Origin of the sequence: Methylotenera mobilis 13 (genome assembly GCF_000384255.1) — a bacterium.
GTDB classification, from domain to species: Bacteria; Pseudomonadota; Gammaproteobacteria; order Burkholderiales; family Methylophilaceae; genus Methylotenera; species Methylotenera mobilis_B.
On record NZ_KB913035.1, the window covers coordinates 1,176,285 to 1,201,685 of the forward strand.

Sequence of the window (25,401 nt, forward strand, 5' to 3'; positions counted from 1 at the left end):
GTATGAAGCGCGCTGGTAACTGGAATAGTCTTGAGCTGGCAAGGGAGCAAGGGTTTTTTGCTGATGCGGTTTTGGGTGTGCTGGAAGCTAAAAATCAGCAGATACGTGCGCATGAGGCATTGTCTCGATTATTAGGGGTATCTGTAGAAAAAATAAAACTACAGAAACTATTACCTGATCTGCCAAAAACGACGGTTGAGTTAATGAAGTTTGAGCAAGGCGCTTTTGAACAAAGGCTGGATTTACAAGCGATGCGGTTAGAAACGCAAAACTTGGCAAAGCGTTTAGGCTTAACTAAGGTGACAAGATTTATCAACGTTTTTGAAATAGGCCCTGCCAGAGTGTTAGAAGGGCGGCGAGGCGATGAATACAAAAAAGGCGTTGATTTGTCTTTTGAGCTACCTTTGTTCGATTGGGGTAGTGCAAAGGTAGCGCGTGCCGAGGCGAGCTATATGCAGGCGGTTAACCGTACCGCACAAATGCTGATTGATACGCAATCTGAAATTAGAGTGGCCCATAATCACTACTTAGCTAGTTATGAAATTGCTAAGCAATATCGAGACGAAATTGTACCTTTGCGTAAAAAAGTATTGGATGAGAACCAGCTACGTTATAACGGTATGCTGGTGAGCCCATTTGAGCTTTTTTCAAGCGCGCGTGCTCAGGTAGATAGTGTCAATACTTATATTAAAAAACTACATGCATTTTGGCTAGCAGAAGCGGGGCTGCAAATGAGCATGATAGCGAGTGTTAATTTGATTGAGGGAAATGAATAATGGATACGCCAAAATCAACAAAAAATATAACAAGGCGTGATTTTTTTAAGTTGGCTGGGGCTGGCATTGCATTAACCGCTGTCAATAAAGTTGCCCTTGCTGCATTACCTGAAATAGTAACAGCTGAAAAAGCTAACACCCAAGCGCCATTGCATCCAGATAATGGGCGACCATATAACCCTGTGGTAACGCTGAATGGTTGGAGCCTGCCTTGGCGGATGCGAAATGGTGTTAAAGAGTTTCACCTTGTGGCAGAACCAGTGATACGTGAAATGGCGCCAGGAATGAAAGCACATTTATGGGGTTATAACGGGCAAAGCCCTGGGCCTACCATCGAAGTGGTAGAGGGTGACCGTGTTCGGATTTTCGTGACGAATCGACTTCCTGAAAAAACCAGCGTGCATTGGCATGGTCAGCGTGTACCTAACGGCATGGATGGCGTAAGCGGCTTAACTCAGCCCGCTATACCACCAGGTAAAACTTATGTGTATGAGTTTGAAGCAAAGCGGGCGGGTACTTTTATGTACCACCCTCATGCAGATGAAATGACACAAATGGCGATGGGTTTAATGGGTAGTTGGGTGACACACCCCAAAAATCCAAAGTTTATGCAAGTTGACCGTGATTTTATCTTTTTACTCAATGCCTATGATATTGAGCCTGGTAGTTACACGCCGAAAACTAACACCATGCTGGATTTTAATCTGTGGACATTTAATAGCCGTGTTTTTCCTGGGATTGACCCTTTGGTTGTGAATAAAAATGACAAGGTAAGAATAAGAGTGGGAAACCTCACGATGACCAATCATCCGATACATCTGCATGGCCACGAGTTTCAAGTAACTGGCACCGATGGCGGATGGGTGCCACCATCAGCTAGATGGCCAGAAGTCACCACGGATATTGCGGTCGGGCAGATGAGAGCGATTGAGTTTGTTGCAGATGAGTTGGGTGACTGGGCTTTTCATTGTCATAAAAGTCACCATACCATGAATGCAATGGGCCACGATGTGCCAAATATGATAGGGGTTAAACAGCATGACCTTGTAAAAAAGGTTGGTGATTTATTGCCAGATTATATGGCAATGGGTGAAACAGGCATGGCGGAAATGAGTGAGATGGCGAGCATGATGGAAATGCCCTTGCCTGAAAACACATTGCCGATGATGACGGGGACGGGGCAATATGGTGCCATTGATATGGGCGGGATGTTAACAACGCTAAAAGTGCGAGAGGGACTTGCTAAAAATGACTATCAGGACCCTGGCCCCTATCAGCATCCTAAAGGGACGGTAGCTTACGAGTACGTTGGTGAAGTGCCTGCTGTGACCAGACCACCAGCGACTGATGAGCAATCAGCAGTGGAGGTTCAAGTGCGCAAACCTTCAGGGCATTCAGGTCATTAGCATTGTCAGGGCATTAGTATTTAGCGTATGTTGAAAAATGCTAATGCCTTTTCACCAAAATACCAAAGTGCAAAAAAGAACACGGCGAAATAAATCACCGTGATGATGAGCCAAAAGAATGCAATCAAGTACATGAGCCCATCATCTTCAAGTTCACCGATGCAGTAAAACAGGATGGCTAAGCCAGGGAGGAAGTTATTGAATGGCAATACCCCAAAAGGGATTGCCATCAATCCGCCAGCTGCCAATAAGATAAAGCCACCAATTTTCTGACCACGCCTTCCTTCTGCGATTAGTGGATAGCGTGGCTTACTAATTTTTCTGCATAAACCTAAAATCTCTATGCAGACTTTAACTAGCATTCTCCAAGTTTTCTCATTAAATTCAATGGCTAATATTTTCTTTGGCAATATGGGAGATTCATGACCACGTAACAATTGCCAGCCTAACGTGCCAAAAGCGATTCCCCCAAGTACAGTGAATGGACCTAGAGGGATAGGTTGCAGAAATGGCAGTACCAGAATGATGCAAATAAATGCATAGCCAGCTTCATCTAGGGTATCTAGCGCTTCGCCTACCGTTAAAGGCTTGTCTTTTGCTTTTTCTGCGAATTGATGCAAAGTTTGTACTAAACTTTCGTAGCTGCGCATAAGTTTTTGTCTAGATTCATGGATGGTATGTGCTTATATTGTAAGTAATAATGCGGGTTATAGTCTTTAAAAAGTGATATTAAATTTATTTAGTTTGCATTCCATAACGATTGAACTATAAAAAAGCTTTTTAATCATATGATTAGCGCGTAAAATGCGCGCACTTTTATCGATTTATAGCAGATACCTTGGAACAATATTCAACAATGTTAGCAAAACCTATTCCTAGCTATCGTCCTTACTGGGCGAAGCGGTTTGGGCCTGCACCAATTTTACCGATGTCGCGCGCAGAGATGGACGCTCTTGGCTGGGATAGTTGCGACATCATTTTGATTACAGGGGATGCTTACATTGACCACCCTAGCTTTGGTATGGCTTTAGTTGGCCGCTTGCTAGAGGCGCAAGGCTTTAGAGTAGGGATTATCGCGCAACCAGATTGGCAAAATGCCAATGCGTTCAAAGTATTAGGTAAGCCTAATCTTTATTTTGGGGTCACCGCAGGCAATATGGATAGCATGGTGAATCGTTATACTGCAGATAGAAAAATCCGTAGTGACGATGCCTATACGCCAGATGCCGCAGCTAATAAACGTCCAGACCGAGCTGTGTTGGTATATAGCCAACGTTGCCGCGAAGCATATTCTGATGTACCTTTGGTGATTGGTAGTATCGAAGCGAGTTTACGCCGTATTGCCCATTATGACTATTGGTCTGACAAAGTACGTCGCAGCATTTTAGTGGATTCTAAAGCTGATATTTTATTGTATGGAAACGCAGAGCGCGCTTTAGTTGAGCTTAGTCACAGAATTGCGAAAGGCGAGAATATTGCCGATATTCAAGATATCCGCGGCACCGCTTTTTTACGTAAAAAGATTCCAGAAGGTTGGAGTGAGATTGAAAGCACCAAGCTAGACCGTCCTGGTGCTGTAGATAAGCCAGTTGACCCTTATGAAATGAAAATGGGTAAATCAGACGCTAGCTGTGCAGCAGATGAAGCAAAGGCTAAAACAGAGTTGCCTGATGGTGTTAAGGCAATTGAGGTTGTGCCTAACCTAAGATTAAAAGCAGCAAAGGCTGATAGAACTAAGCAAGTGGTACGTTTGCCTGCGTATGAAGAGGTCGCTAATGACCCTGTGCTCTATGCCCACGCATCAAGGGTGTTGCATTTGGAGGCTAACCCAGGCAATGCGCGTGCTTTAGTACAAAAGCATGGCGACCGTGAAGTCTGGCTGAACCCGCCACCTATCCCGCTCACCACTAAAGAAATGGATTACGTGTATGACATGCCTTATGCACGCAAACCTCATCCTGCCTATAAAGATGCAAAAATCCCAGCATGGGAGATGATACGCTTTAGCGTCAATATCATGCGCGGCTGCTTTGGCGGCTGTACGTTCTGTAGTATTACTGAACATGAAGGCCGCATTATTCAAAGCCGTAGTGAAGCTTCTATTCTTAAAGAGGTAGAAGAGATTCGAGATAAAGTGGATGGGTTTACTGGGGTGATTTCAGACCTAGGCGGACCTACTGCCAATATGTATCGGATTGCATGTAAATCTGAAACGATAGAAAAAAATTGCCGTAAGTTAAGCTGCGTTTATCCAGGTATATGCGAGAACTTAAATACCGATCATAGTGCTTTGATACAGTTATATCGTAAGGCGCGCGCTATCAAAGGCGTGAAGAAGATTCTCATCGGTTCTGGTTTACGCTATGACTTAGCTGTGAAGTCGCCAGAGTATGTCAAAGAATTGGTACAGCATCATGTTGGTGGATACCTGAAAATCGCGCCAGAGCACTCAGAAGAAAATGTGCTGAGCAAAATGATGAAGCCTGGCATGGGTGCTTATGACGAATTTAAAGCCATGTTTGAGAAGTACAGTGCAGAAGCAGGTAAGAAGCAATATTTGATTCCGTACTTTATTGCGGCGCATCCTGGCACGACAGATGACGACATGCTGAACTTGGCTTTGTGGCTAAAGAAATACGACTTCAAATTAGACCAAGTACAAACCTTTACCCCTACGCCAATGGCGATGGCAACTGCGATGTATCACTCAGGCAAAAACCCCTTGCGTAAAGTGACGGCAGATTCTGATGATGTGCCTATCCCTAAAGCAGGTAATGTACGTAAGTTACATAAAGCATTTATTCGCTATCATGACCCTAATAACTGGCCGATGTTACGCGAAGCACTCAAAAAAATGGGCCGTGATGATTTGATTGGCAGTGGTAAGCATTGTTTGATTCCAGCCTGGCAACCACTTTCCACTAAACCTGTGACGACGGTACGCGGTGAGCAGTTGGAGCGAACTGTGCGTCCTAGAAGAACCACAGAGAAAAAACGTAAATACTCTTAGGCAATTCTGCATGAGAGTGGTGTGACTTTAAGGTGATTGATGCTTAATTTTTGTAAATCCCTCATTTATGCTTTATTGCTGTCTTTACTAAGTATTACAGCTTTTGCTGAGCAAGGGCTGTTCTGGAAAGCCGAGTCAAACTCGAGCAAGCCCATTTACTTGTTTGGTACGATTCATACTGACGATAATCGGGTCACTGAGTTCTCCCCTCGAGTGATAGAAGCACTAAAAGCTGTCGATGTTTTTATGATGGAAGTTGAACCACCTAAAGACACTAGTATTTTGCAGATGCAAGATGCTAATCTCAGCACTATCTTGAGTGCACAGGAGTTGGAACAGGTATATGTATTAGCAGATTTTCATGTGATGCATCGAGATGCCGTGTTGCGTACAAAGCCTTGGTTGTTAGCCGTGGTCTTTGATTCACCAAGACCATTAACCCCTTACGCGCAAGATAATTTACTAATGCGTTTGGCTGAAGATTTAGGTAAGGATGTCATTGGCTTAGAAACGGCTGATGAGCATTTTTCTGTGATGGATGGCTTAACGCTTGATGAGCAGGTGGCTTTTTTACGCAAGGTGTTAAGGCGTAGTCAGAAAACTAAAGAGCGAGATTACGAGCAGCTAGTAAAAGCTTATTTAAAAGGTGATGCAGATAAGCTGAGTGCCATGAATGATAAGATGACAGGGAGTATGCTTCCTGCCGAATTGTGGGCGCGTATGCGTGTTAAATTGTTAGACGAGCGTAACTTGGCGATGGCTGAGCGTATCCTAGCTAAAGCACATGATAAAAGCTTGTTTGTGGCAGTAGACGCTTCACACCTAGCTGGTAAAACTGGGCTTGTGGCTACACTGAAAAAAGCTGGTTACAAGATCAGCGTAGTTAAATAATTACTAATCTAACCGCACTTATTGCGTCACATGACGCCCAGCTTCGTAATTGACCACTTCTGGCGACTGATTTACATAAATCAATTTGTCTGTATCAAATCCAAGCTCTTTAGCTTGTGCAATTAAATGTTGCTTAATTGGGTAGGATAGCTGTGGCGTGCGCGAAAGAATCCAGAAGTAAGATTTGTCTGGGCCGCAAATCATTACGTAGTTGTAATATGGTTTATCCAACTCAATAATGTTGTACGCGCCATAAAACGGCCCAAAAAACGACACCTTCAGTTTGCCAGTGTTAGTTTTGTCTGCATTAACGGGATCAATAAAATAGGCTTTACCCACTGCTTGTTCCCACTCTTTGGTTTTTGAATTAAATCCACGATTAATTACTTTAATTCCGCCATCATCACGCAGGCTGTAGGTCGCTGTGACATTATCTAGGCCTCGTTCGAAGCTATGATCTAGTCGTGCAATCTCATACCAAGTGCCTAGATATTGGTTGGCATCAAAGCTTTCAATCACTTTTACATTGTCGGGTACACTCATGCATGAAGATAGTAGTAAGCAGCTTGAAATAAGTAAGTGACGTAATGAATTATTGAGTAGTGTCATCGTGAGCAAATTCTAATATTTTATAGTTAGTCATCTGACCATTAAGTGGTTTAAAAATTCTATTGATCATTATTTAAATAATTGACTGACATTAATCTGGTTTTAACATCCACGCAAACAGTGAAGATCGCATGACTTCTTCTGCTGACATATCAATTGGCATTAACCAATCACGCGGCACAAAAACAGTGTAACCACCAATCATATAACCCATCGGTAAGTAGACAGCTACACGGTCACCCTGAATAAATCCATCAGGCAAACCATCTGTATTTTGTCTGGTAATTAAGCCTACCATTTCAAGCGCATGTCCAGGAATCTTTAAGGTAACGGCTTGCTGAGAGCTGCCTTTTTTATGCGGTGAAAAATAATCAGCAAAACTTTTTAATGATGAATAGATGCTTTTTACAACTGGTAGGTTTGTAAAGGGAAACTCGATCAGCGATAGCACTTTGTATATATGTTTGTGTGACACAAGGTAGCCGAGTAGGACGATACCGCCCAAACCTAACACAAGACCTAGGCCTGGGATGTAGAAATCGCCAATGATTGGGCGTACCCACCACATGGCAATTTGCTCTGCCCATGATAGGAATGTAAATAGCAGGTATACGGTAAGCCCTAATGGTAAGGCTGTAAGTAAGCCACGAAAAAAGTATTGATAGATGCGCTTCATCGTACTCCTAGTTTAAATAGTGTTACTGTTTGAGCGATTGATCAGATGCAGTTTGTTTTATCACTATATTTGCGTTATTGCTATGTTACAAACTGGGTTGGTAATAAGTGATTAATTTTGATTTTCTGCTTTTAATGCATTGAGGTCGGCTTCACTTAACCAGCGCCATTCACCAAGCTTTAAATCTTGCGGTAACTCCAAACGCCCAATTTTGATGCGTTTTAATGCCTCTACACGGTTGCTAATCGCAGCAACCATGCGTTTTACCTGATGGTATTTCCCCTCTGCTAGCGTCATGTGAATCACGTGGTCGCTTACTTTTGTGCAGGCGAGGGCTGCAATCGGAGCATCCTCATCAATTAATTGTACGCCCTTCAAAATATGAGCAATTTGCTCATCACTTACGGCGTGCTTGCAAGTCACTTCATATACTTTAGGCACCTTGTGTTTCGGTGAGCTCATGCGATGGATAAACTGGCCATCATCCGAAATCAAAATCAGCCCAGTGGTGTCTTCATCCAATCGGCCAATACATTGTACGCCTCTCTCAACCAGCGGGTGTGGGAGTAAGCTGTAGATGGTTGGGTGATGCTGAGTTTTATGCGAGCACTCGTAATTACTTGGTTTGTGCATCATGAGATAAGATTTTTCACGATAGTCCCATGCCTCACCTTTAATTGTGTAGTGCAGGTTTTCTAGCTCAAATGTTGCATCAGGGTCATCGCAAGGTTCACCATTGACCGTCACTTCTTCGTTGATGACTAGAATGCGGCATAGCTTGCGTGCCCCAAATCCTTGGTTGTGTAGAATGCGTTCGATAGAAAGTTTTTTAGCCATAGACGCCATTATAAAGCACAAACAAAAACGTCCGTACGGTTAAGTGCGGACGCTGGAATAAACTGGATTATTTCGTACAGAGTTTTGTGCTATTTAATTAATTCAGCTACATTAAAGCTTAATCTGGTTGACTAATAGTTTTGTAAGCCACAGCACCAATGACAGCGCCAATGGTAGGTGCAATCCAGAACAGCCATAGTTGTTGTAATGCGATGCCACCTTCTATCAGTGCAGGGCCAGTGCTACGTGCTGGGTTGACAGATGTGTTGGTGACAGGGATGCTGATTAAGTGAATGAGTACCAATGTAAAACCAATGGCTAATGGTGCTAAACCTCCGGGTGCGCGTTTGTCTGTTGCGCCCATGATGATAAATAGAAACATTGCAGTCATGACTATTTCAATGATTAAGCCTGCCATCATGCTGTAGCCGTGCGGGGAGTGTTCAGCGAAACCGTTAGACGCTAAGCCACCAGCATAACCCTCCATGCCACTTGCAATGGTGCGAATCAGCAATGCAGCCAAAATAGCGCCTAATACTTGCGCAATAATATAGTGAGGAAGTTCTTTAGCGTTGAAACGGCCGCCTGCAACTAAGCCAATAGAAATAGCAGGGTTAAGATGGCAACCTGAAATATGGCCGATGGCATAGGCCATGGTCACCACTGTTAAACCAAATGCGAATGAAACGCCAAGGTAACCTAAGCCTAACTCTGGGATGCCAGCAGCAAGCACTGCGCTGCCGCAGCCGCCTAATACCAGCCAGAATGTGCCGATTAACTCAGCAAGTGAACGTTTTGATAATGACATAATTCCTCCGATAATATAACGATTATTAGATTTTAAATGGACAGCATGCATATCAATTGCCTCGCTAATTTACTGCAATCATGATGTGACTACAAGCAAGATTAGGTTAAACTAGGCCTTTAAATTGTAAACAATCGTCATATGTCTTTTAAGCACATCGTCTCACGCGACAATCCAGTTTTTAAACAACTTAAGAAATTTGCGGATAACGCACGAGAGCGCCGTGCTGAAGGCAAAACACTGCTGGATGGCGTGCATCTTATTGAATCCTATATGGCTACGTTTGGTGAGCCAGATTTGGTGATTATTCCAGAAGGCAAAAGTACCGTGGAGGCAACAGGGCTGATACAAGCCTTAGTCGATATACCAACCATCATGTTGCCTACTTTGATGTTTGCAGAGTTAACCCCTGTGACTAACGCAACAGGTATTTTGGCGTTGGTCAAAATACCGCAATTGCCTGTTCCAGAGATGCCAGTATTTGCATTAATGCTAGAAGATATACAAGACCCAGGTAATATTGGTAGCATGTTGCGCACAGCGGCTGCAGCGGGTGTTGAAGTGGTGTATTTAAGTACTAGCTGCACTGATGCGTGGTCACCTAAGGCGTTACGAGGCGGTCAGGGCGCACAGTTTGTGCTGCCGATTGTCGAGCGTGCAGACTTAGTGAAAACATTGCAAGCATTTGAAGGAAATAGCTACGCAACTGCGATGCAGGGAGAGTCTCTTTACTCACAAGATTTATCTGCACCCACTGCGTTTGTGATTGGTAACGAAGGTGCAGGATTACGTAGCCAGACGATTGCTGCCACAACCAAGAGGATTACCATTCCGATGGCGCAGACATCCTTGGGCTCGGTTGAGTCTTTAAACGCCGGTGCAGCTACGGCTGTTTGTTTGTACGAGCGTATGCGGCAAGCAAACTTAATTTAGCACTATCATGACGAATTTTAGGGTCAATAATATGCCAATCAAACTTAAACAGTTGAAGTCTAAGTTGTTCGGGTTTAGTCTGATAGAAATGATGGTAGTCGTCGCTATTTTAGGCATATTAGCGATGGTGGCAATTCCATCAAGCATGAGCAAAATTATTAGGGAGCAAATAACAGCCGCTATGCCATTGGCAGATATTGCTAAAGCACCTATTGCCGCAGCTTGGTCAATTTCTCAGGTGATGTTGGCTGATAACGCAGAAGCTGATCTACCTAACCCAGATAAAGTGGTGAGTAATTTTATTAGTGCATTAGAAATTGATAACGGCGCTATTCACATGACTTTTGGTAACAAAGCCCATCCACAAATTAAAGATAAAGTACTTACTTTAAGACCAGCCGTGATTGAAGAATCAAAAGTAGTACCGGTAACTTGGGTGTGTGGTCATGCCAAGGCACCGGAAAATATGACAGTAAAAGGTGAAAACAGAACTAATATTTCATCTGAGTTTTTACCACAACTATGCAGATAAACTTAGTTCTAATTGTGGTTCCCTTGTTATTTGATTAACAAAGCTGTTGTCCAAGCCTGCTTAAGTTTAAATGTGCTTGTTTAGATGAGTTAATGTATCTTAGCGCTTGCTTTCGTTGCAACTTCAGTCACCATTAGTTGCGTTGCATCTACTTTATCAAAGCTGTAGTGTGCATTGCAGAAGTCACAATTGACTTCAATTTTTCCTTGCTCTTCGATAATGCTTGTAATCTCTTCATTGCCTAGCATACGCAGCATGCCTGAAACGCTTTCTCGAGAACAACTGCAATAAAATTTTGTATTACTTGCTTCAAAAAGACGAACATCCTCCTCATGGAACAAGCGTTTTAATAAAATCTCTGTTGGCAGATTAAGTAGTTCATCGTCTGTAATAGTGCCAGCTAAATGACCGATACGGTTCCATGCATCTAGATCTTGAGAGCTCAAGTCTTCTGTTTGTGTGATTTGATTCATTGTTTCAGGTAGTTTTTGCAACAACATACCGGCTGCAGAGTTTCCATCGCAATGTAGCCAAATTCTGGTATCAATTTGCTCAGAACGTAACATGTAGTTTTCAAGAATAGTACTTATGCTATCCCCCTCAAGCGGTACGATGCCTTGATATGCTTGGCGCCCATCTTTGGGGTCTAGCGTAATCATAAATTGCCCATGAGCGATGAGGTCAAATAAGTTCTGCTCATCCGATACTTCACCTTTCCACTTAGCTGTGGCGCGAATACCAAACTCAGAATTACACTCTACAACGAGTAGTTTTAATGCACCTTTGCTTTGAATTTGCAGTACAAGTGAGCCACTCATTTTGAGCGTTGCGGTTAGTAATGCACTAGCAGCCATTAGTTCACCAAGCGCACGTTTTAAACCCGCTGGTAAATGCTGTTTATTGAGCGCTAGTTGTAGCGTACTTGTTAAATTAACAAGGTTGCCACGTATTGGTGTGTTTTCAAATACAAAGCGTTGGAGAGTGTCTGGTAATTTATTCATCATCGCATTTTAACAGTTGCGCCGATGATATAAAAATATTTGCTTGGGATTATTTAATTAAGAACTTGTATGAGTAGATAGGTAATGACAATTACGTGTATTAGTTAGAGTGTAGATTGTTGTTAATTATTTGAATGGAATAATAGTGTTAGAACGTTTAATAAATCGTTTAATAAATCGTTTAATAAATCGTTTTGGTAGATAGCTAACTTAAAATTTACTATTTGTTTTAAACGACTATTGAGACTTAGTGATGAAATTGGCCCAACCATTCTCTTAAGATGGTTGGGCCAATTTTTAGGGCAGTATTACTTTTTTAACTGATTAGAAGTTGTAAATCATCGTTGCTCTACCAGTGATTGGAGAGCCCGGTGTGATGTTGTTGTTGTTATGTGCATACAGCGCATACTCTTTATTAGTTAAGTTTTCGATGTTCAATTGCAGTTGCAATTTATCACTTAACTTGCCAAAAATAGCAGCATCGTAGCGCGTGTAACCAGGTAACAATGTGCTTTGTGAGGCGGTAGGTGACGCTGCATACATTTCTGATCGGCTAATCACACCAAGAGCGACAGCCCACATTGGGTTTATTTGATATTTGTTCCACAATGACAATGTACGATCAGGTGTTTGTGCTAATTCCGCGCCTTTGTTGATGGTGTTGTTAGCATTCGCATTTACTTGTTGTTTAGTCACTTCGCCATCTTGAAGCGCTATACCTCCATATATGCTCCACTTATTAGTAATGTTTCCAGTTAAACCAAGTTCAATACCTTTTGTTTCCTGACCATCTAATAGCATTGATATACCTGTATTGCTTGGGTCGGCTACTTGCACATTCTCACGTTTCAATTGGTAAATTGCTGCAGTAAACGCTAAGTTGGAATTTAAATCCAATTTCGCGCCGATTTCGTAGTTTGTAAACTTCTCAGGCTTAAAAGTTGAATTAGTTACAGTTAGTGAAGTTAATTGGTCGCCAGCACGGGGGACGTATGAAACACTGTAGTTTGCGTAAAGCGATACAGGCTCTAAAGGTTTGAATATTAAACCAGCACGTGGCGACAGTAAGTTGTCGCTAGCTTTGATTATATTTCTGTTTTGTACATCAGTGTAATCAGTATCAAAGTTATCATGGCGTAATCCGACAATCGCTTGCCATTTAGGGGAGAGTTTAATTTGGTCTTGAACAAAAAATCCCGCTACAGTAACGTCGCTTTTTTGGTCTCTGCTTACTGTATTGAACGCAATGTTTGATACGAAAGGATTGCTAGCAGAAACAAGAGGTGTTAAATTTTCACCGCCAGTTGGAGTTAAGCGTTTATTAGTTGTGTCTTGAACAGAGAATTCTGCACCTGCAAGTAACTTGTGCTCAGTAGCACCTAATTTAGCTGTGTAGGTAATATCAGTCTGATTAATTAAATTTTCGCGAGTAGTATCATCACGATACGCGCCTAGTTGTATTTGACCGTTGCTTCTGACTGCGCCAGCTGCGTATACGTTTTGATAGAACTTATCATAATGAGCGTAACGTGTACTATTTTTTACAGCAATACCATTATCAAAAGCGTGTTCAATTTTTGCATTAAATGCGATTGTTTCTGTTTCCGTTGGACTCAAGCGTGCATTACCAAAAAATTGGTCTTGGTCACCAATTTTATATGGGCGGCGATTGAAATCTGGATTAGCTACGCTAGGGTTAGCATTTATAGTACCTGATGATGGTACACCACGATCTGCAATACGTTTGTCCTCGAAGAACTCTGCACTTAACACAATTTTTGTTTTATCTGAAGGGCGAATGGTAAAAGTTGGTGTAAAGCCGTAACGCTCGATATTCACTCCGTCACGGTATGAGCCTGAATCTTCATAGACTGCATTCAAGCGAAAAGCAACTTCATCATTTAATGCTTGCCCAAAATCTCCGCTTATACGCTTAAAGTTGTATGCGCCATAGCTAGCAGTAACTTCACGGATTGGATCCCAGCCAGCTTCTTTTGTCACACGGTTAATAGCGCCACCTGCGCCACCGCGACCGAAAGCCATACCATTAGGACCTTTAAGGACTTCAATTCGGTCTGTATTGTAGATATCACGATACGTTTGTACATCATCGCGGAGTCCGTCTAGGAAAAAATCTCCCGTAGTTGCATTGCCACGAAATACCAGTGCGTCGCGGTTTCCTTCACCTTGCGCGGCCGTTACACCAGGCACATATTGCACCGCTTGTGAAATACTTTGTATAGATTGGTCTTTAATTAAGTCTTGTGGAATCACAGAGATAGATTGTGGGGTATCACGTAACTCAGTATCTGTTCTGGTGGAAGATGTAGTTTTTTTCGCGTTATAGCCTTTTACTGGGCGTGTGTCGCTTAATGCTGGTGCAACGACATCAACTACTTCAAGTGTGATTTCTGCATTGGGTTCTGCTGATGCAATTAAAGGATTCACCATTAATATAGCGCTAGTGCCGATCAAAACACTATGAATCGCTAATTTTAATTTAGATACTTTAAATCCATCGTTAGGTTGTTCATTTGCAGGAATCTGCTTACCAATAAACTGCATTGCTATCTCCGTGTGATTTTATATTTAATATTCTGCAAATTTTAACACAAATGAGAATTGTTTCCATTCATAAAATAATCAAAATGTGCAATGTCTTTGATTTTTATTAAATATTAATGGATGGTTTGTGACTGATTTTCGAAAGTTGCCAGTTTGTGATTGCCCATTCCCAGATTTCTGAGAGGGTACTTTGCTTAATTGATAAAGGAGGATTTTGTCCTAAAAATACAAGTGCATCAAAGATTAGCTGAGGTGCGTGCTCTTTCTTAATTGGCTGCGCAAGGTTTTGCTTACTAAGTTTATCGCCGCTCTCATTTACCACAAGAGGAATATGTGCATAATCTAACTTATTAAAGCCCAATAATTGTTGTAAATAGATTTGCCTAGGCGTTGAGTTGAGTAAATCTGCACCGCGCAAAATATGGGTAATGTGTTGTGATGCATCGTCTACCACCACAGCAAGTTGATAGGCGAATAAGCCATCAGCACGTTTTAAAACAAAGTCACCAATGTCACGACTCAAAAGTTGCGACTGGTGGCCTTGTATTGCATCATTAAAGCTTATCATTTCGTCAGTCACTTTGACACGCCAAGCATGCTGACTGCGTAATTGAAGCATGCCATTTCTACAGGCGCCTGGGTAAACTAAGCCTTCAATGCCATTGTTTGCAGAGTCGGCGATCTCTTTGCGTGAGCAACTACATGGGTAAATAAGCCCCTTACGTTGCAGTTGCTCAAATGCTTCTTGATATAGTGATGTACGCTGACTTTGGTAGACCACTTCATCATCCCACTGAAAACCAAAGGCGACTAATGTGTGTAAGATATCATCAGCGGCACCTATCATTTCGCGAGGTTTGTCTAAATCCTCCATGCGGACTAACCATTGGCCTTGGTTAGCTTTTGCTTCGCAGTAGCTCGCAACAGCGGCTACCAGTGAGCCAAAGTGCAGCGGGCCGGTGGGCGAAGGGGCAAAACGACCAACGTACATAAATCTGGCTTAATTGACTGCTTGTAGATAAGGCGGAATATGCCAATAGCCTAGTTGATTACCTAGCAGCATAAGATGGCAATGGAGGCGATCATTGCCATTGGCACTTACATCAAATTCGTAAGTGCGCAAAAACTGTACGTGTCCGCGACGGTTGCGTCCAAGCCAGATTCTGCTACATGCAACTGACTCATCCAGTAGCTGCAGATTAAACCTTGCCGCAAGTTCACTGCCCAATAATATTGCGCGCTCGCGTTTATTTAAACTATCGATCCAAAACCAGCCGATGCCTAACAATATAACAATTAAAATGGTTTCCATTAACTCGTGCTCATTCTATAAAGGTTCTATTTCCGATTCTTTAGGTTCATCTTCATGTAACGATAGGCTGTCAAAATTTGATGAGTTGTTTGTTGCCCCTGCGTGCTTACCATGCAATTTGAATCGAAGTCTTAATTCATTGATAGAGTCAGCATTACGCAGAGCATCATCTTGAGTAATGCGGCCTTCTTCGCATAAATTAAAGAGGGCTTGGTCAAATGTTTGCATGCCAAGTTCTGTAGATTTAGCCATGACATCTTTAATCATGTTTGTCTCACCTTTTAGGATAAGGTCAGAGATTAGGGGTGAGTTGAGTAAAATCTCAATGGCTGCACAACGGCCACCACCTGTTCTTGAGACTAAACGTTGTGAAACAAATGCACGTAGATTGAGTGACAGATCCATATGCAATTGTGCGTGACGCTCTTCTGGGAAGAAATTAATAATGCGGTCAATCGCCTGATTGGCGCTGTTCGCGTGCAAAGTGGCCATACACAGGTGGCCAGTTTCTGCAAACGCTAAAGCAAACTCCATCGTTTCTCTATCGCGAATTTCACCAATTAAAATAACATCGGGTGCTTGGCGTAATGTATTTTTGAGCGCATTAAACCAACCGTTAGTATCTCTGCCAACTTCTCGGTGTGTGATTAAGCAGTTTTTACTTTGGTGCACATATTCGACTGGGTCTTCAACAGTAATAATATGCCCATAAGTATTTTCATTTCGATAATCAATCAATGCAGCCAATGTTGTTGATTTGCCTGAACCTGTGCCTCCAACAAGAATGACCAAACCACGTTTTGTTAACATGACGTCTTTTAATGTGCTAGGTAATCCTAAATCATCAAATTTTGGGATTTCAGTTGTAATGGTGCGTAGCACCATGCCTACTTTTTCTTGCTGAACGAATACATTGACACGGAAACGACCTATCTCTTTAGGCCAAATGGCAAAGTTACATTCTTTCTCAATCACAAACTCTGATCTTTGTTTATCGTTCATCAATGCATCAGCAAACGCTTTGGTGTGCTCTCCTGTCAGTTTCTGTTGCGTGACTGGAGTCATTTTCCCATCAATTTTCATCGCAGGAGGAAAATCTGCAGAGATAAATAAGTCTGAGGCTTTTTTATCAAGCATGCCGCGTAGAAGATTGTGCATGTAATTAAGCGCTTGTTCGTTTGTCATTCAATAAACCTTATCTATTGGGGTTACAATATGCCACGACTTAATCCATAATTAAACAAGTCTTCAAGACCGAATTAGTTGTTGAGCCAATTGTGTTTAGCTCAATTGTAAGCGAACATTCGTATCATCTTCCATTGTTTCATATGATTAATGATAAGAGCCACCACTGAATGAATGAAATGCGTGAAAAAGAAGCTATCGATGCTTATCTTAAATTGTTGCAAACTAAAGGTGCCAGCAGTGGGTTGTTGCATAAACGATCCTTGTTTTTAGATCAATTGGCAACAAATCTTAGAGGCCATGCGCCAGATGGTGAGTCTTATCGAGATGTAGTTGAAACAGTGATGGAGTCAGTTCCTGCTGATTGCTGGCATGATAGTCTCACTACAGCTCGTGAATTTTATCCGTTTTGGGTGAAAGACTTTAAGGCGATAGCAGCGATTAACATTAATCCTGGATTTGACGTGAAGCCAACTGATTGGAAGCCTGTTCAAGCAACATTAAAGTTATTATCAGATAGTTTGGAAACAGAAAAGTTTGAAGCTTCAGAGAATTGGCCATTAAAAGCCTATACCCAAGCGTTACGCTTTGAAGGGGCAGAACAGTCCTTAGTTGATACTCGCATTAAACTGGCGAAAATTATACTAATTCGCTTGCGTACGGCCCCAGATAAAGATAATAAAGCCTATCGTGTAGCAGTTGACCTTACCTTGCCGCTGTTCACGATTAAACATAGCCGACGCTTATTTTTAGTGGTGGTGCGTGAGTTCTATCATTTTTGGTCTGGCAATCCTAATGCTGCTAGCATGGTACTTAAAGAAGGCTCTGGTAGCACACTCATATAAATATCTACTCCCAGCTCAAAGTGATTTTTGCACAAAGTTAGTGCAATGCACTCGAGTGTGCACGTATTGTGTGCACACTATTCTGTGTATATGATTTGATTCTTATATAAAACAATAAGTTATGTTTTGGCTTGATATTTGCTTATTGTGCGGGGCTTAAAATATTTATAGGTGATTGAAATGGAAGCATTAGTCTCAGCAAATGATGTTTTATTTGTATTGCTTGGCGCCATTATGGTGCTTGCAATGCATGCAGGTTTTGCCTTTTTAGAAGTCGGTACAGTTAGGCATAAAAATCAGGTCAATGCATTAGTAAAAATCATGGTGGATTTTTCAGTATCTACCATTGCATACTTCTTTATTGGCTATAGCATTGCTTATGGCGTAGATTTTTTTAGTGGCGCCGAAGTATTGGCCGCAAAAAATGGTTTTGATTTAGTTAAGTTTTTCTTTTTACTGACATTTGCAGCAGCGATTCCTGCGATTATTTCAGGCGGTATCGCAGAGCGAGCAAAGTTTAACCCTCAAATGTTCGCGACTTTTGCACTTGTTGGCTTTGTATATCCGTTCTTTGAGGGAATTGCTTGGAATAACCACTACGGCTTGCAAGATTGGTTAAAGGTGACAGCAGGCGCGTCATTTCATGACTTCGCTGGTTCTGTTGTAGTACACGCAATGGGTGGTTGGATTGCATTGGCTGCTGTTGTATTGTTAGGTGCACGTAATGGCCGTTACAGTAAAGATGGCCGTTTGCACGCTTATCCACCGTCAAATATTCCATTTTTAGCACTAGGTGCATGGATACTGACAGTAGGCTGGTTTGGCTTTAATGTAATGTCAGCGCAATCTATTCAAGGTATTACTGGACTGGTGGCAGTGAACTCCTTGATGGCAATGGTGGGTGGCACGTTAGCTGCCTTGATCATGGGTAAAAACGACCCAGGTTTTGTACATAATGGTCCATTGGCTGGCTTGGTCGCAGTATGTGCTGGTTCTGATTTAATGCACCCTTTGGGCGCATTAGTGACTGGCTCTATTGCCGGGGTGTTATTTGTTTGGACATTTACATTAACACAACAACGCTGGAAAATAGATGATGTATTAGGTGTGTGGCCACTACACGGGCTATGTGGAGCTTGGGGTGGTATTGCTGCGGGTATTTTTGGTATGAAAGCGTTGGGCGGTATGGGTGGTGTTAGCCTAACTTCTCAGTTGATTGGCACGGCTACAGGTGTTAGCGTCGCGCTGATTGGTGGCTTTATTGTATATGGGTTATTAAAAATGCTTGTTGGTATTCGTCTAACTGCAGAAGAAGAGTATGACGGTGCAGATTTGACCATACACAAAATTCCATCTACGACAAATGACTAGTTTTAATTAAAATGTAATAGCACTAAAATAGAAGACAGGCTTTTAGTAAAAGCCTGTCTTTTCACCATAAAAGAGAGTATTACTTACTAAGTACAAAGTTGGTTAACAACTATTTTATAAAAAATCTGTAGTGGATGTATTTCTCTGAGCAACCTCTCTTTAGCTAAGAAAAATCATAAATTTATCGTTCGCTTGATGCTGATATTGGATACATATTGGGTTTAATCAAATCTTTATCTCAAGTACTATGGCAATTGCTGTGCATAGTTTTTGGTTTGCTAGTGCACAGTAATCAAGTGCTTGCGATAGACTTGCAGCCAGGTGAGATTCGTGCTCCAAAACCTGATAGCAATGTGCTGATGCTTTCTTATCAGCAAAGTGAACGAGGTGATCGCTATCTGGATGGAGATAAGCAAGCAGGACGCCCTGAAATACATACGTCACAATTACAAGTGCGAGTGGGTCACTCTTTTGAAGTAGCAGAGTATCCTGCGCTTTGGTACGTACAAACACCAATTGGATATGTGCACCCAGAAGGCTCACTTTCAAAACAACAGGGTGATAGTGGCGTTGGTGATACCACTTTTCTTTTGGCTTTTTGGCCTTATACTAATCACGAGTCAAAAACATATTTTGCTACCGGCGCTTACCTTACAATTCCTACCGGTAGCTATGATCATGAGCGTACTTTTAATGCTGGACAAAATCGATATGTAGCAGCGTTACAGGCCGCTTATCAGGCCCCTCTCATCGGCAATTTGAATTGGATGGCAGCATTCGATACCGCTTGGTTTGGTGAAAATGATGCATTTGGTGCCCAGCGTAAAACGCTTTCACAAGCTGCGATGCATACGACACAAATAGGGTTGCAATATATACTCAACACTCGTTACTCAGTTGGGGCAACTTATTTTTATACCGCTGGTGGGGAAACGAGAGTTGACGAGGTTAGACGTAATGATAGAGCGGAATTGCAACGTTATCAAATGACTGCGGCAGCCAATTTTTCTTTTGGGCGAATCACTTTGCAATATGGCGCTGATATTAAAACTAATAATGGTTTTATCGAAGATTGTCGCTACATATTAAGATACACCAAAGTTTTTTAGTGTTAGTTATCTCTTGGTATCCTGCTTTATTTTCCAAATCAATTAAGGTGGCCATGTTAAAATCTGCGCATGATTTATAAATTATTCACAGATTAATATGGCACGCTTTCACATCGTTATTCCAGCAGCTGGCATTGGTAATAGAATGGAAACGGCAATTCCTAAGCAATACTTACCAATTTCTGGTAAGCCTATGATTTCTTACAGCATTCAGACTTTTTTTGCATCACCTCGTATCGCAAGTATTCATTTAGCCCTAAGTGCAGAAGATTACTTTTGGCGTAATTTAGAACTGGCGGCTAACAGTCGGTTACAGTTGCATTACACAGGTGGAGAAACGCGCGCGCAAACTGTATTGAACACCTTGTATGCTATGAAGTCGCAAGTTGATGTAGATGATTGGATACTTGTGCACGATGCAGCTAGGCCTGGGCTAACATTAGCGTTGTTAGATACATTGCTCGATAGCTTAGAAAACGACGCGGTTGGCGGGCTACTTGCGTTGCCGCTAGCTGACACATTGAAGCAATCTAATGCGGATGACCGTGTAAAAACTACGATTCCTCGTGATGGTTTATGGCAAGCGCAAACGCCGCAGATGTTCCGCTATCGTTTATTAACCAATGCATTAGAAAACTTTGACGGTGTCCCCACGGATGAGGCACAGGCGATAGAAGCACTGGGTTTTGAACCTAAGTTAGTGACAGGGTCACTAAGAAACATGAAAGTGACCTATCCCCAAGATATGGCATTGATGGAACTATTCATACAAAAGGAAATAGTCTGATGAGAATTGGTCATGGATTTGATGTACACGCCTTAGTTGTCGGTCGAAAGTGCATCATTGGTGGCGTGGATATCCCCTTTGATAAAGGGTTGGATGGGCATTCAGATGCAGATGTATTGTTACATGCAATTTGTGATGCCTTACTGGGTGCGGTAGCGCTTGGTGATATTGGTAAGCACTTTCCGCCTACAGATATGCGTTATCAAGGCATTGATTCTCGTCAGTTACTTAAGCATGTAGTGAGCTTGGTTAAAAATAGTGGCTATGTAGTCGGCAATATTGATGCTACTGTGATGTGTGAAGCACCTAAGTTGGGACCACATACTGCAACGATGTGTGAATATATTGCCGCAGATTGTGGTGTTGAGGTATCACAAATCAATGTTAAAGCCACCACCACTGAAAAGCTTGGCTTTACTGGGCGTGGTGAAGGTATTGCAGCTGAAGCAGTATGTCTGTTGCAGTCTATTTAAACGCAGACCGAAAAGAATCCTATGCTGCGCTGGTTTGAAAATCTATTAAATCCATTCCCTAGTAACGAAATAGCTCCTCCACCTAACGCACTATGGCCATTTTTATGGTCCTGCACTCGTGGTTCGCGGTTGTTTATTCTGGTCATGACATTCTTCACCGCAATGATTGGTGGCTTTGAAGCAATGCTGTTCGCTGTGATGGGTAAGGTCGTTGATTGGCTGAGTAAAACCTCACCAGAGCTGCTATGGCAAACAGAGAAGCATCGATTGTTGTTATTAGCTGGCTTGCTGATGTTTAGTGCCATATTAATTGCTGTGCAAACGTTGATTAAGCATCAAACTTTGGCAGGAAATTTTCCAATGCGTCTGCGTTGGAACTTCCATCGTTTAATGCTCGGTCAAAGTATGAGTTTTTATCAAGATGAGTTTGCTGGCTAGTGTCTGCGAAAGTGATGCAAACTGCTTTGGCGGTGCGTGATGTGTGGTTTATTGTTGCGGATATCTTAGTCTTTGTGGTGATTTACTTTGTCACCATGGTAGCAGTCGTTGGGCATTTTAATGCGATTGTCGTTTTGCCATTTTTGGTTTGGGTGGTCTGCTATGTGATTTCACTCAGCTACTTTGTGCCACGTTTAGCTAAAGTTTCACAAAATCAGGCAGATGCTCGCTCCTTAATGACTGGGCGTATTACTGATGCATACACCAATATCAGCACAGTTAAATTGTTTTCACATGCAGGGCGTGAAGCCTATTATGCGAAGTCTGCCATGAGCGAGTTTTTAAGCACTGTGCACAAACAAATGCGTTATGTGTCGGGTGTGGAATTTACCAATCATATTCTAAATATGCTATTAGTGATTGCAACTTCAGGTGTCGCATTATGGTTATGGACAAAAGGTGAGGTGAGTGTTGGTGGTGTTGCTGCCGCAACTGCTATGGCATTACGTTTAAATGGTATTTCACATTGGGTGATGTGGGAGCTTACTTCACTCTATGAGCATATAGGCACAGCACAGGATGGCGTTAACACACTTTCGTTAACGCAGCAGATTGTCGATAAACCCGATGCAAAACCTTTAATAATCAGCACGGGTGAAGTTAAATTTGATCAGGTAGATTTTGCGTATGGTATGCAGAAATCTGTATTGAGCGCACTAAATCTTACCATTAGGCCTGGCGAGAAGGTGGGTTTGGTAGGACGTTCCGGTGCTGGTAAATCTACGATTGTTAATTTGTTATTACGTTTTTATGATGTTGAGCATGGTCGCGTATTAATTGATGGGCAGGATGTGCGTGATGTGACGCAAAATAGCTTGCGTAGTCAAATTGCCATGGTGACACAAGATACATCGTTACTGCATCGTAGTGTGCGCGATAACATCTTATATGGACGCCCAAATGCGACTGAAGAGGAAATGGTTAAGGCTGCAAACCGCGCAGAAGCGCATGAGTTTATTTTGGGATTACGTGATGCTAAAGGGCGTGTAGGATACGATGCACATGTCGGTGAGCGAGGCGTTAAACTGTCTGGTGGTCAACGTCAGCGCATTGCAATTGCCCGCGTGATATTGAAAGATGCGCCAATTTTACTGTTAGATGAAGCAACTAGTGCGTTGGACTCTGAAGTGGAGCAGGCGATTCAGGCTAGCTTATATGATTTGATGCAAGGGAAAACTGTTGTGGCAATTGCGCACCGCCTATCTACCATTGCCGCGATGGATAGACTGATCGTGCTGGATGAGGGCAGAATAGTAGAAGAGGGTGACCATCAAGCGCTGATTAAACAAGGCGGCCTCTATGCAACTTTATGGGCACACCAGAGCGGTGGTTTCCTAGGAGATAGCTGACTTATTAAACTTTAGGTGATTGGTATGACTGACTGAGCATTTGCAATCAATATGCAAATGCTCATTTCATGGACACTTTAGAACTATTGCGTCTGATTTGATACTAGAAATCTGTTTAAGCGCGTTCTCTTACTACTAAGCCCTGAAGTCTGCCTAGCGTTTTTGAAAAAGCTAACACCTCTTCATTAGGAATTTGTCTAATGGTTTTTTGCGTAGCCGTATCAATCACTTTTACAATCATGCGCCCAGCTTCTTCATCCATCGAGAACTGAACTGTTTGTAAAGCAGGTGCCACTAATTCATTTAGTTTATTTACTGCGGCAGTTAGCATCGCTTTATTCGCTTCAGTTGAGGTTCTATTTTCGGTAGTTTCAACTGACTTAAGCGCAGGACGATTAGTGCTGCTACTTTGTGCAACAACTCTAGCCTCTGTCGTTTGTTGAGGTGCGATTGGCATTTTTATGCCGCCGTAAGCATCTAATGAAGAATTGAACATGGGTTAGCCCTTATTATTGCGTCTTAAATCTTTATTGGTTAATAAATTAAGTTAAATCTTGCCGTATCTCATAGGTCTTTATCGGCAGCGAATTTGGATAATTTAGGGTAAATGCAAAAAATAATTAAAATAATCTCAATATTTTTTTAATTTATTTACTATTCAATAGGTTACGACTTGAATATTTTTCATTTAATTTTGTTTTTTTATATTTTATTTGATGAAAATGACTAAAACGCTATAATTTCCTAATCAAATTACAAAAAATACTTCGGAATCTACCCTTGTAAATTTCAGATACCCTCACTTGGTTTTTTAAAAATCTTAGTTTTTTAAACCTAAATACTTGCAGGTAGTGCTTAGCTAAAAGTTAAGCACTAGTTCGCACATACTCGCTATATCACGGAATAAAATATGAATTCATTACGTCTGGACTGGTTTTCCAATGTCCGTAACGATCTGCTTGCAGGTCTTGTTGTTGCACTTGCGCTCATTCCTGAAGCAATTGCATTTTCAATGATTGCAGGGGTTGACCCAAAGGTAGGGCTTTATGCCTCCTTCTCTATTGCTACGGTAATTGCCTTTGTCGGCGGTAGGCCAGGGATGATTTCGGCAGCCACGGGTGCAATGGCACTTGTGATGGTGCTGCTAGTGAAAGAGCATGGTTTACAATATTTGCTGGCCGCAACAGTACTCACTGGGCTGCTACAAATTTTAGCTGGCTGGTTTAAGCTGGGTTCATTAATGCGCTTTGTTGGACGTGCTGTCGTTGTCGGGTTTGTGAATGCGCTGGCAATATTAATTTTTATGGCGCAGTTACCAGAGCTTACTCATGTAAGTTGGGTGGTTTATGCAATGGTGGCTGGTGGATTAGGCATTATTTATTTGTTCCCATATCTCACTAAGGCAATACCATCACCATTGGTCACTATTATAGTGTTAACGGCAATTTCATTGATGATGGGTTTAGATATTCGTACCGTGGGTGACATGGGTCAGCTGCCAGATAGCTTACCAATATTCTTAATTCCAGATATCCCATTGAATTGGGAAACATTACGTATTATTTTCCCTTTTTCTGCGACATTGGCAGTGGTTGGTTTGCTTGAGTCTTTAATGACAGCTTCAATTGTGGATGATTTAACTGATACTTCAAGTAATAAAAACCGTGAGTGTGTTGGGCAAGGTGTTGCTAATATTGCTACTGGGTTTCTTGGTGGGATGGCAGGTTGCGCTATGATTGGCCAGTCTGTGATTAATGTAAAATCTGGTGGTCGCGGGCGACTTTCTACTTTAGCTGCTGGTGTTTTATTGTTATTAATGGTGGTGTTTGCGGGAGATTGGGTGGCAAGGATTCCAATGGCGGCATTGGTTGCTGTGATGATTATGGTGTCTATTGGTACTTTCAACTGGGCTTCAGTGAGAGATTTACGATCAAACCCAAAAAGCTTTAGTGTGGTGATGTTGGCCACGGTGGCTGTTGTTGTAGTAACGCACGATTTGGCGCAAGGTGTGTTAGTTGGTGTTTTACTCTCAGGTTTCTTTTTTGCTAACAATATTTCAAAAGTTTTACATATTGGATCAGTACTAGAAGACCAAGGTCGCTTACGTAGCTATAAAATCACTGGGCAGGTGTTTTTTGCTTCAGCAGACCGATTTATTAATGCATTTGACTATAAAGAGCTGATTGAGAAAGTACGTATTGACGTGAGTCGTGCACATTTTTGGGATGTCACAGCCGTTAGTGCGCTAGACAAAGTGGTGATTAAGTTTAGGCGAGAAAATATTCAGGTTGAAGTGATTGGCTTGAATGAAGCGAGTGCTACCATGGTTGATCGATTTGCTGTACATGATAAACCTGAAGCTGTTGAACAATTAATGGGGCATTAAACTAGTATATTTATTTAGTTAAGATAAGATTGGTTATCTTGA

At 42.1% G+C, this 25,401-nt stretch carries 23 protein-coding genes and 1 pseudogene; 13 read left to right on the plus strand and 11 right to left on the minus strand.

The genetic code is table 11. The annotated features are described in order from the left end of the window. Nucleotides 1-2: 2 nt before the first annotated feature. Nucleotides 3-776: a TolC family protein gene (locus A391_RS14575; protein WP_232416145.1), complete on the plus strand. Its 774-nt coding sequence runs from the start codon at nt 3-5 to the stop codon at nt 774-776. Next, nucleotides 776-2,182 (plus strand): multicopper oxidase family protein, encoded by a 1,407-nt coding sequence (locus A391_RS0105675; protein ID WP_019897985.1) that lies wholly within the window; start codon nt 776-778, stop codon nt 2,180-2,182. Before A391_RS14575 ends, A391_RS0105675 begins: the two co-directional genes overlap by 1 nt. 20 nt (nt 2,183-2,202) lie before the next feature. Here the strand turns inward: A391_RS0105675 and A391_RS0105680 are convergent, their stop codons facing one another. Next, nucleotides 2,203-2,832: an exopolysaccharide biosynthesis protein gene (locus A391_RS0105680; protein WP_019897988.1), complete on the minus strand. Its 630-nt coding sequence runs from the start codon at nt 2,830-2,832 to the stop codon at nt 2,203-2,205. Nucleotides 2,833-3,038: 206 nt separating this feature from the next. On the opposite strand from A391_RS0105680, the gene A391_RS13745 reads away from it, so the two are divergent. Then, nucleotides 3,039-5,192: a YgiQ family radical SAM protein gene (locus tag A391_RS13745; RefSeq protein WP_019897989.1), complete on the plus strand. Its 2,154-nt coding sequence runs from the start codon at nt 3,039-3,041 to the stop codon at nt 5,190-5,192. 39 nt (nt 5,193-5,231) lie between these two features. Beyond that, a complete protein-coding gene (locus tag A391_RS0105690; RefSeq protein WP_019897990.1) occupies nt 5,232-6,083 on the plus strand; it encodes a TraB/GumN family protein in 852 nt (283 codons plus the stop codon). A gap of 18 nt (nt 6,084-6,101) precedes the next feature. Here A391_RS0105690 and A391_RS0105695 read toward each other — a convergent pair whose 3' ends face one another. The 4 genes from A391_RS0105695 to aqpZ all read right to left on the minus strand — a co-directional run bounded on the left by A391_RS0105695 (nt 6,102) and on the right by aqpZ (nt 9,013). Continuing rightward, the gene (locus A391_RS0105695) at nt 6,102-6,692 is read right to left on the minus strand and encodes a lipocalin family protein (RefSeq protein WP_019897991.1); all 591 of its coding nucleotides are present in this window, start codon (nt 6,690-6,692) and stop codon (nt 6,102-6,104) included. A gap of 91 nt (nt 6,693-6,783) precedes the next feature. Next, nucleotides 6,784-7,368: a DUF502 domain-containing protein gene (locus A391_RS0105700; protein WP_019897992.1), complete on the minus strand. Its 585-nt coding sequence runs from the start codon at nt 7,366-7,368 to the stop codon at nt 6,784-6,786. Between the two features lie 111 nt (nt 7,369-7,479). Beyond that, complete coding sequence (locus tag A391_RS0105705; RefSeq protein WP_029144018.1) at nt 7,480-8,205, minus strand: 16S rRNA pseudouridine(516) synthase; 726 nt, start codon at nt 8,203-8,205, stop codon at nt 7,480-7,482. Nucleotides 8,206-8,323: 118 nt separating this feature from the next. Beyond that, entirely contained in the window at nt 8,324-9,013 is a 690-nt protein-coding gene (aqpZ, locus tag A391_RS0105710) for an aquaporin Z (RefSeq protein ID WP_029144019.1), read from the minus strand. 141 nt (nt 9,014-9,154) lie between these two features. On the opposite strand from aqpZ, the gene A391_RS0105715 reads away from it, so the two are divergent. Beyond that, complete coding sequence (locus A391_RS0105715; protein ID WP_019897995.1) at nt 9,155-9,946, plus strand: TrmH family RNA methyltransferase; 792 nt, start codon at nt 9,155-9,157, stop codon at nt 9,944-9,946. A 7-nt stretch (nt 9,947-9,953) separates the two neighbouring features. After that, nucleotides 9,954-10,478 (plus strand): pilin, encoded by a 525-nt coding sequence (locus A391_RS0105720; RefSeq protein ID WP_051089070.1) that lies wholly within the window; start codon nt 9,954-9,956, stop codon nt 10,476-10,478. Nucleotides 10,479-10,567: 89 nt separating this feature from the next. On the opposite strand, the gene hslO is transcribed toward A391_RS0105720, so the two are convergent. From hslO to A391_RS0105745, 5 genes are all read right to left on the minus strand, one after another. Then, nucleotides 10,568-11,479, minus strand: coding sequence for an Hsp33 family molecular chaperone HslO (hslO, locus tag A391_RS0105725; protein WP_029144021.1), 912 nt, complete (start codon nt 11,477-11,479; stop codon nt 10,568-10,570). Nucleotides 11,480-11,803: 324 nt separating this feature from the next. Then, nucleotides 11,804-14,044: a TonB-dependent receptor gene (locus tag A391_RS0105730; RefSeq protein ID WP_019897999.1), complete on the minus strand. Its 2,241-nt coding sequence runs from the start codon at nt 14,042-14,044 to the stop codon at nt 11,804-11,806. Nucleotides 14,045-14,150: 106 nt separating this feature from the next. Then, on the minus strand, nt 14,151-15,035 hold the full coding sequence (gluQRS, locus tag A391_RS0105735; protein WP_019898001.1) for a tRNA glutamyl-Q(34) synthetase GluQRS: 885 nt from the start codon (nt 15,033-15,035) through the stop codon (nt 14,151-14,153). 9 nt (nt 15,036-15,044) lie between these two features. Then, entirely contained in the window at nt 15,045-15,356 is a 312-nt protein-coding gene (locus A391_RS0105740; RefSeq protein ID WP_019898002.1) for a DUF3301 domain-containing protein, read from the minus strand. 15 nt (nt 15,357-15,371) lie between these two features. After that, nucleotides 15,372-16,541 carry a PilT/PilU family type 4a pilus ATPase gene (locus A391_RS0105745; protein ID WP_019898004.1) on the minus strand — a complete coding sequence of 390 codons (1,170 nt, stop codon included), beginning with the start codon at nt 16,539-16,541 and terminating at the stop codon, nt 15,372-15,374. A 170-nt stretch (nt 16,542-16,711) separates the two neighbouring features. Here A391_RS0105745 and A391_RS0105750 point away from each other — a divergent pair, with 170 nt between their 5' ends. The 6 genes and pseudogenes from A391_RS0105750 (at nt 16,712) to A391_RS13750 (ending at nt 22,973) form a co-directional block, all read left to right on the plus strand. Beyond that, a complete protein-coding gene (locus A391_RS0105750) occupies nt 16,712-17,386 on the plus strand; it encodes a hypothetical protein (protein WP_019898006.1) in 675 nt (224 codons plus the stop codon). Nucleotides 17,387-17,566: 180 nt separating this feature from the next. Next, on the plus strand, nt 17,567-18,757 hold the full coding sequence (locus tag A391_RS0105755; protein WP_019898008.1) for an ammonium transporter: 1,191 nt from the start codon (nt 17,567-17,569) through the stop codon (nt 18,755-18,757). 281 nt (nt 18,758-19,038) lie between these two features. Beyond that, a complete protein-coding gene (locus A391_RS0105760) occupies nt 19,039-19,866 on the plus strand; it encodes a transporter (protein ID WP_157261327.1) in 828 nt (275 codons plus the stop codon). A gap of 97 nt (nt 19,867-19,963) precedes the next feature. Next, nucleotides 19,964-20,653 carry a 2-C-methyl-D-erythritol 4-phosphate cytidylyltransferase gene (gene ispD, locus A391_RS0105765; protein WP_019898010.1) on the plus strand — a complete coding sequence of 230 codons (690 nt, stop codon included), beginning with the start codon at nt 19,964-19,966 and terminating at the stop codon, nt 20,651-20,653. Beyond that, nucleotides 20,653-21,126, plus strand: coding sequence for a 2-C-methyl-D-erythritol 2,4-cyclodiphosphate synthase (gene ispF, locus A391_RS0105770; protein ID WP_019898011.1), 474 nt, complete (start codon nt 20,653-20,655; stop codon nt 21,124-21,126). Before ispD ends, ispF begins: the two co-directional genes overlap by 1 nt. Before the next feature lie 21 nt (nt 21,127-21,147). Next, a pseudogene (locus A391_RS13750) lies at nt 21,148-22,973 on the plus strand (ABC transporter ATP-binding protein). Nucleotides 22,974-23,088: 115 nt separating this feature from the next. Here the strand turns inward: A391_RS13750 and A391_RS0105780 are convergent. Then, nucleotides 23,089-23,469 carry a flagellar protein FlaG gene (locus tag A391_RS0105780; RefSeq protein ID WP_019898012.1) on the minus strand — a complete coding sequence of 127 codons (381 nt, stop codon included), beginning with the start codon at nt 23,467-23,469 and terminating at the stop codon, nt 23,089-23,091. A 414-nt stretch (nt 23,470-23,883) separates the two neighbouring features. Here A391_RS0105780 and A391_RS0105785 point away from each other — a divergent pair, with 414 nt between their 5' ends. Continuing rightward, nucleotides 23,884-25,359: a SulP family inorganic anion transporter gene (locus tag A391_RS0105785; protein WP_019898014.1), complete on the plus strand. Its 1,476-nt coding sequence runs from the start codon at nt 23,884-23,886 to the stop codon at nt 25,357-25,359. Nucleotides 25,360-25,401 lie beyond the last annotated feature (42 nt).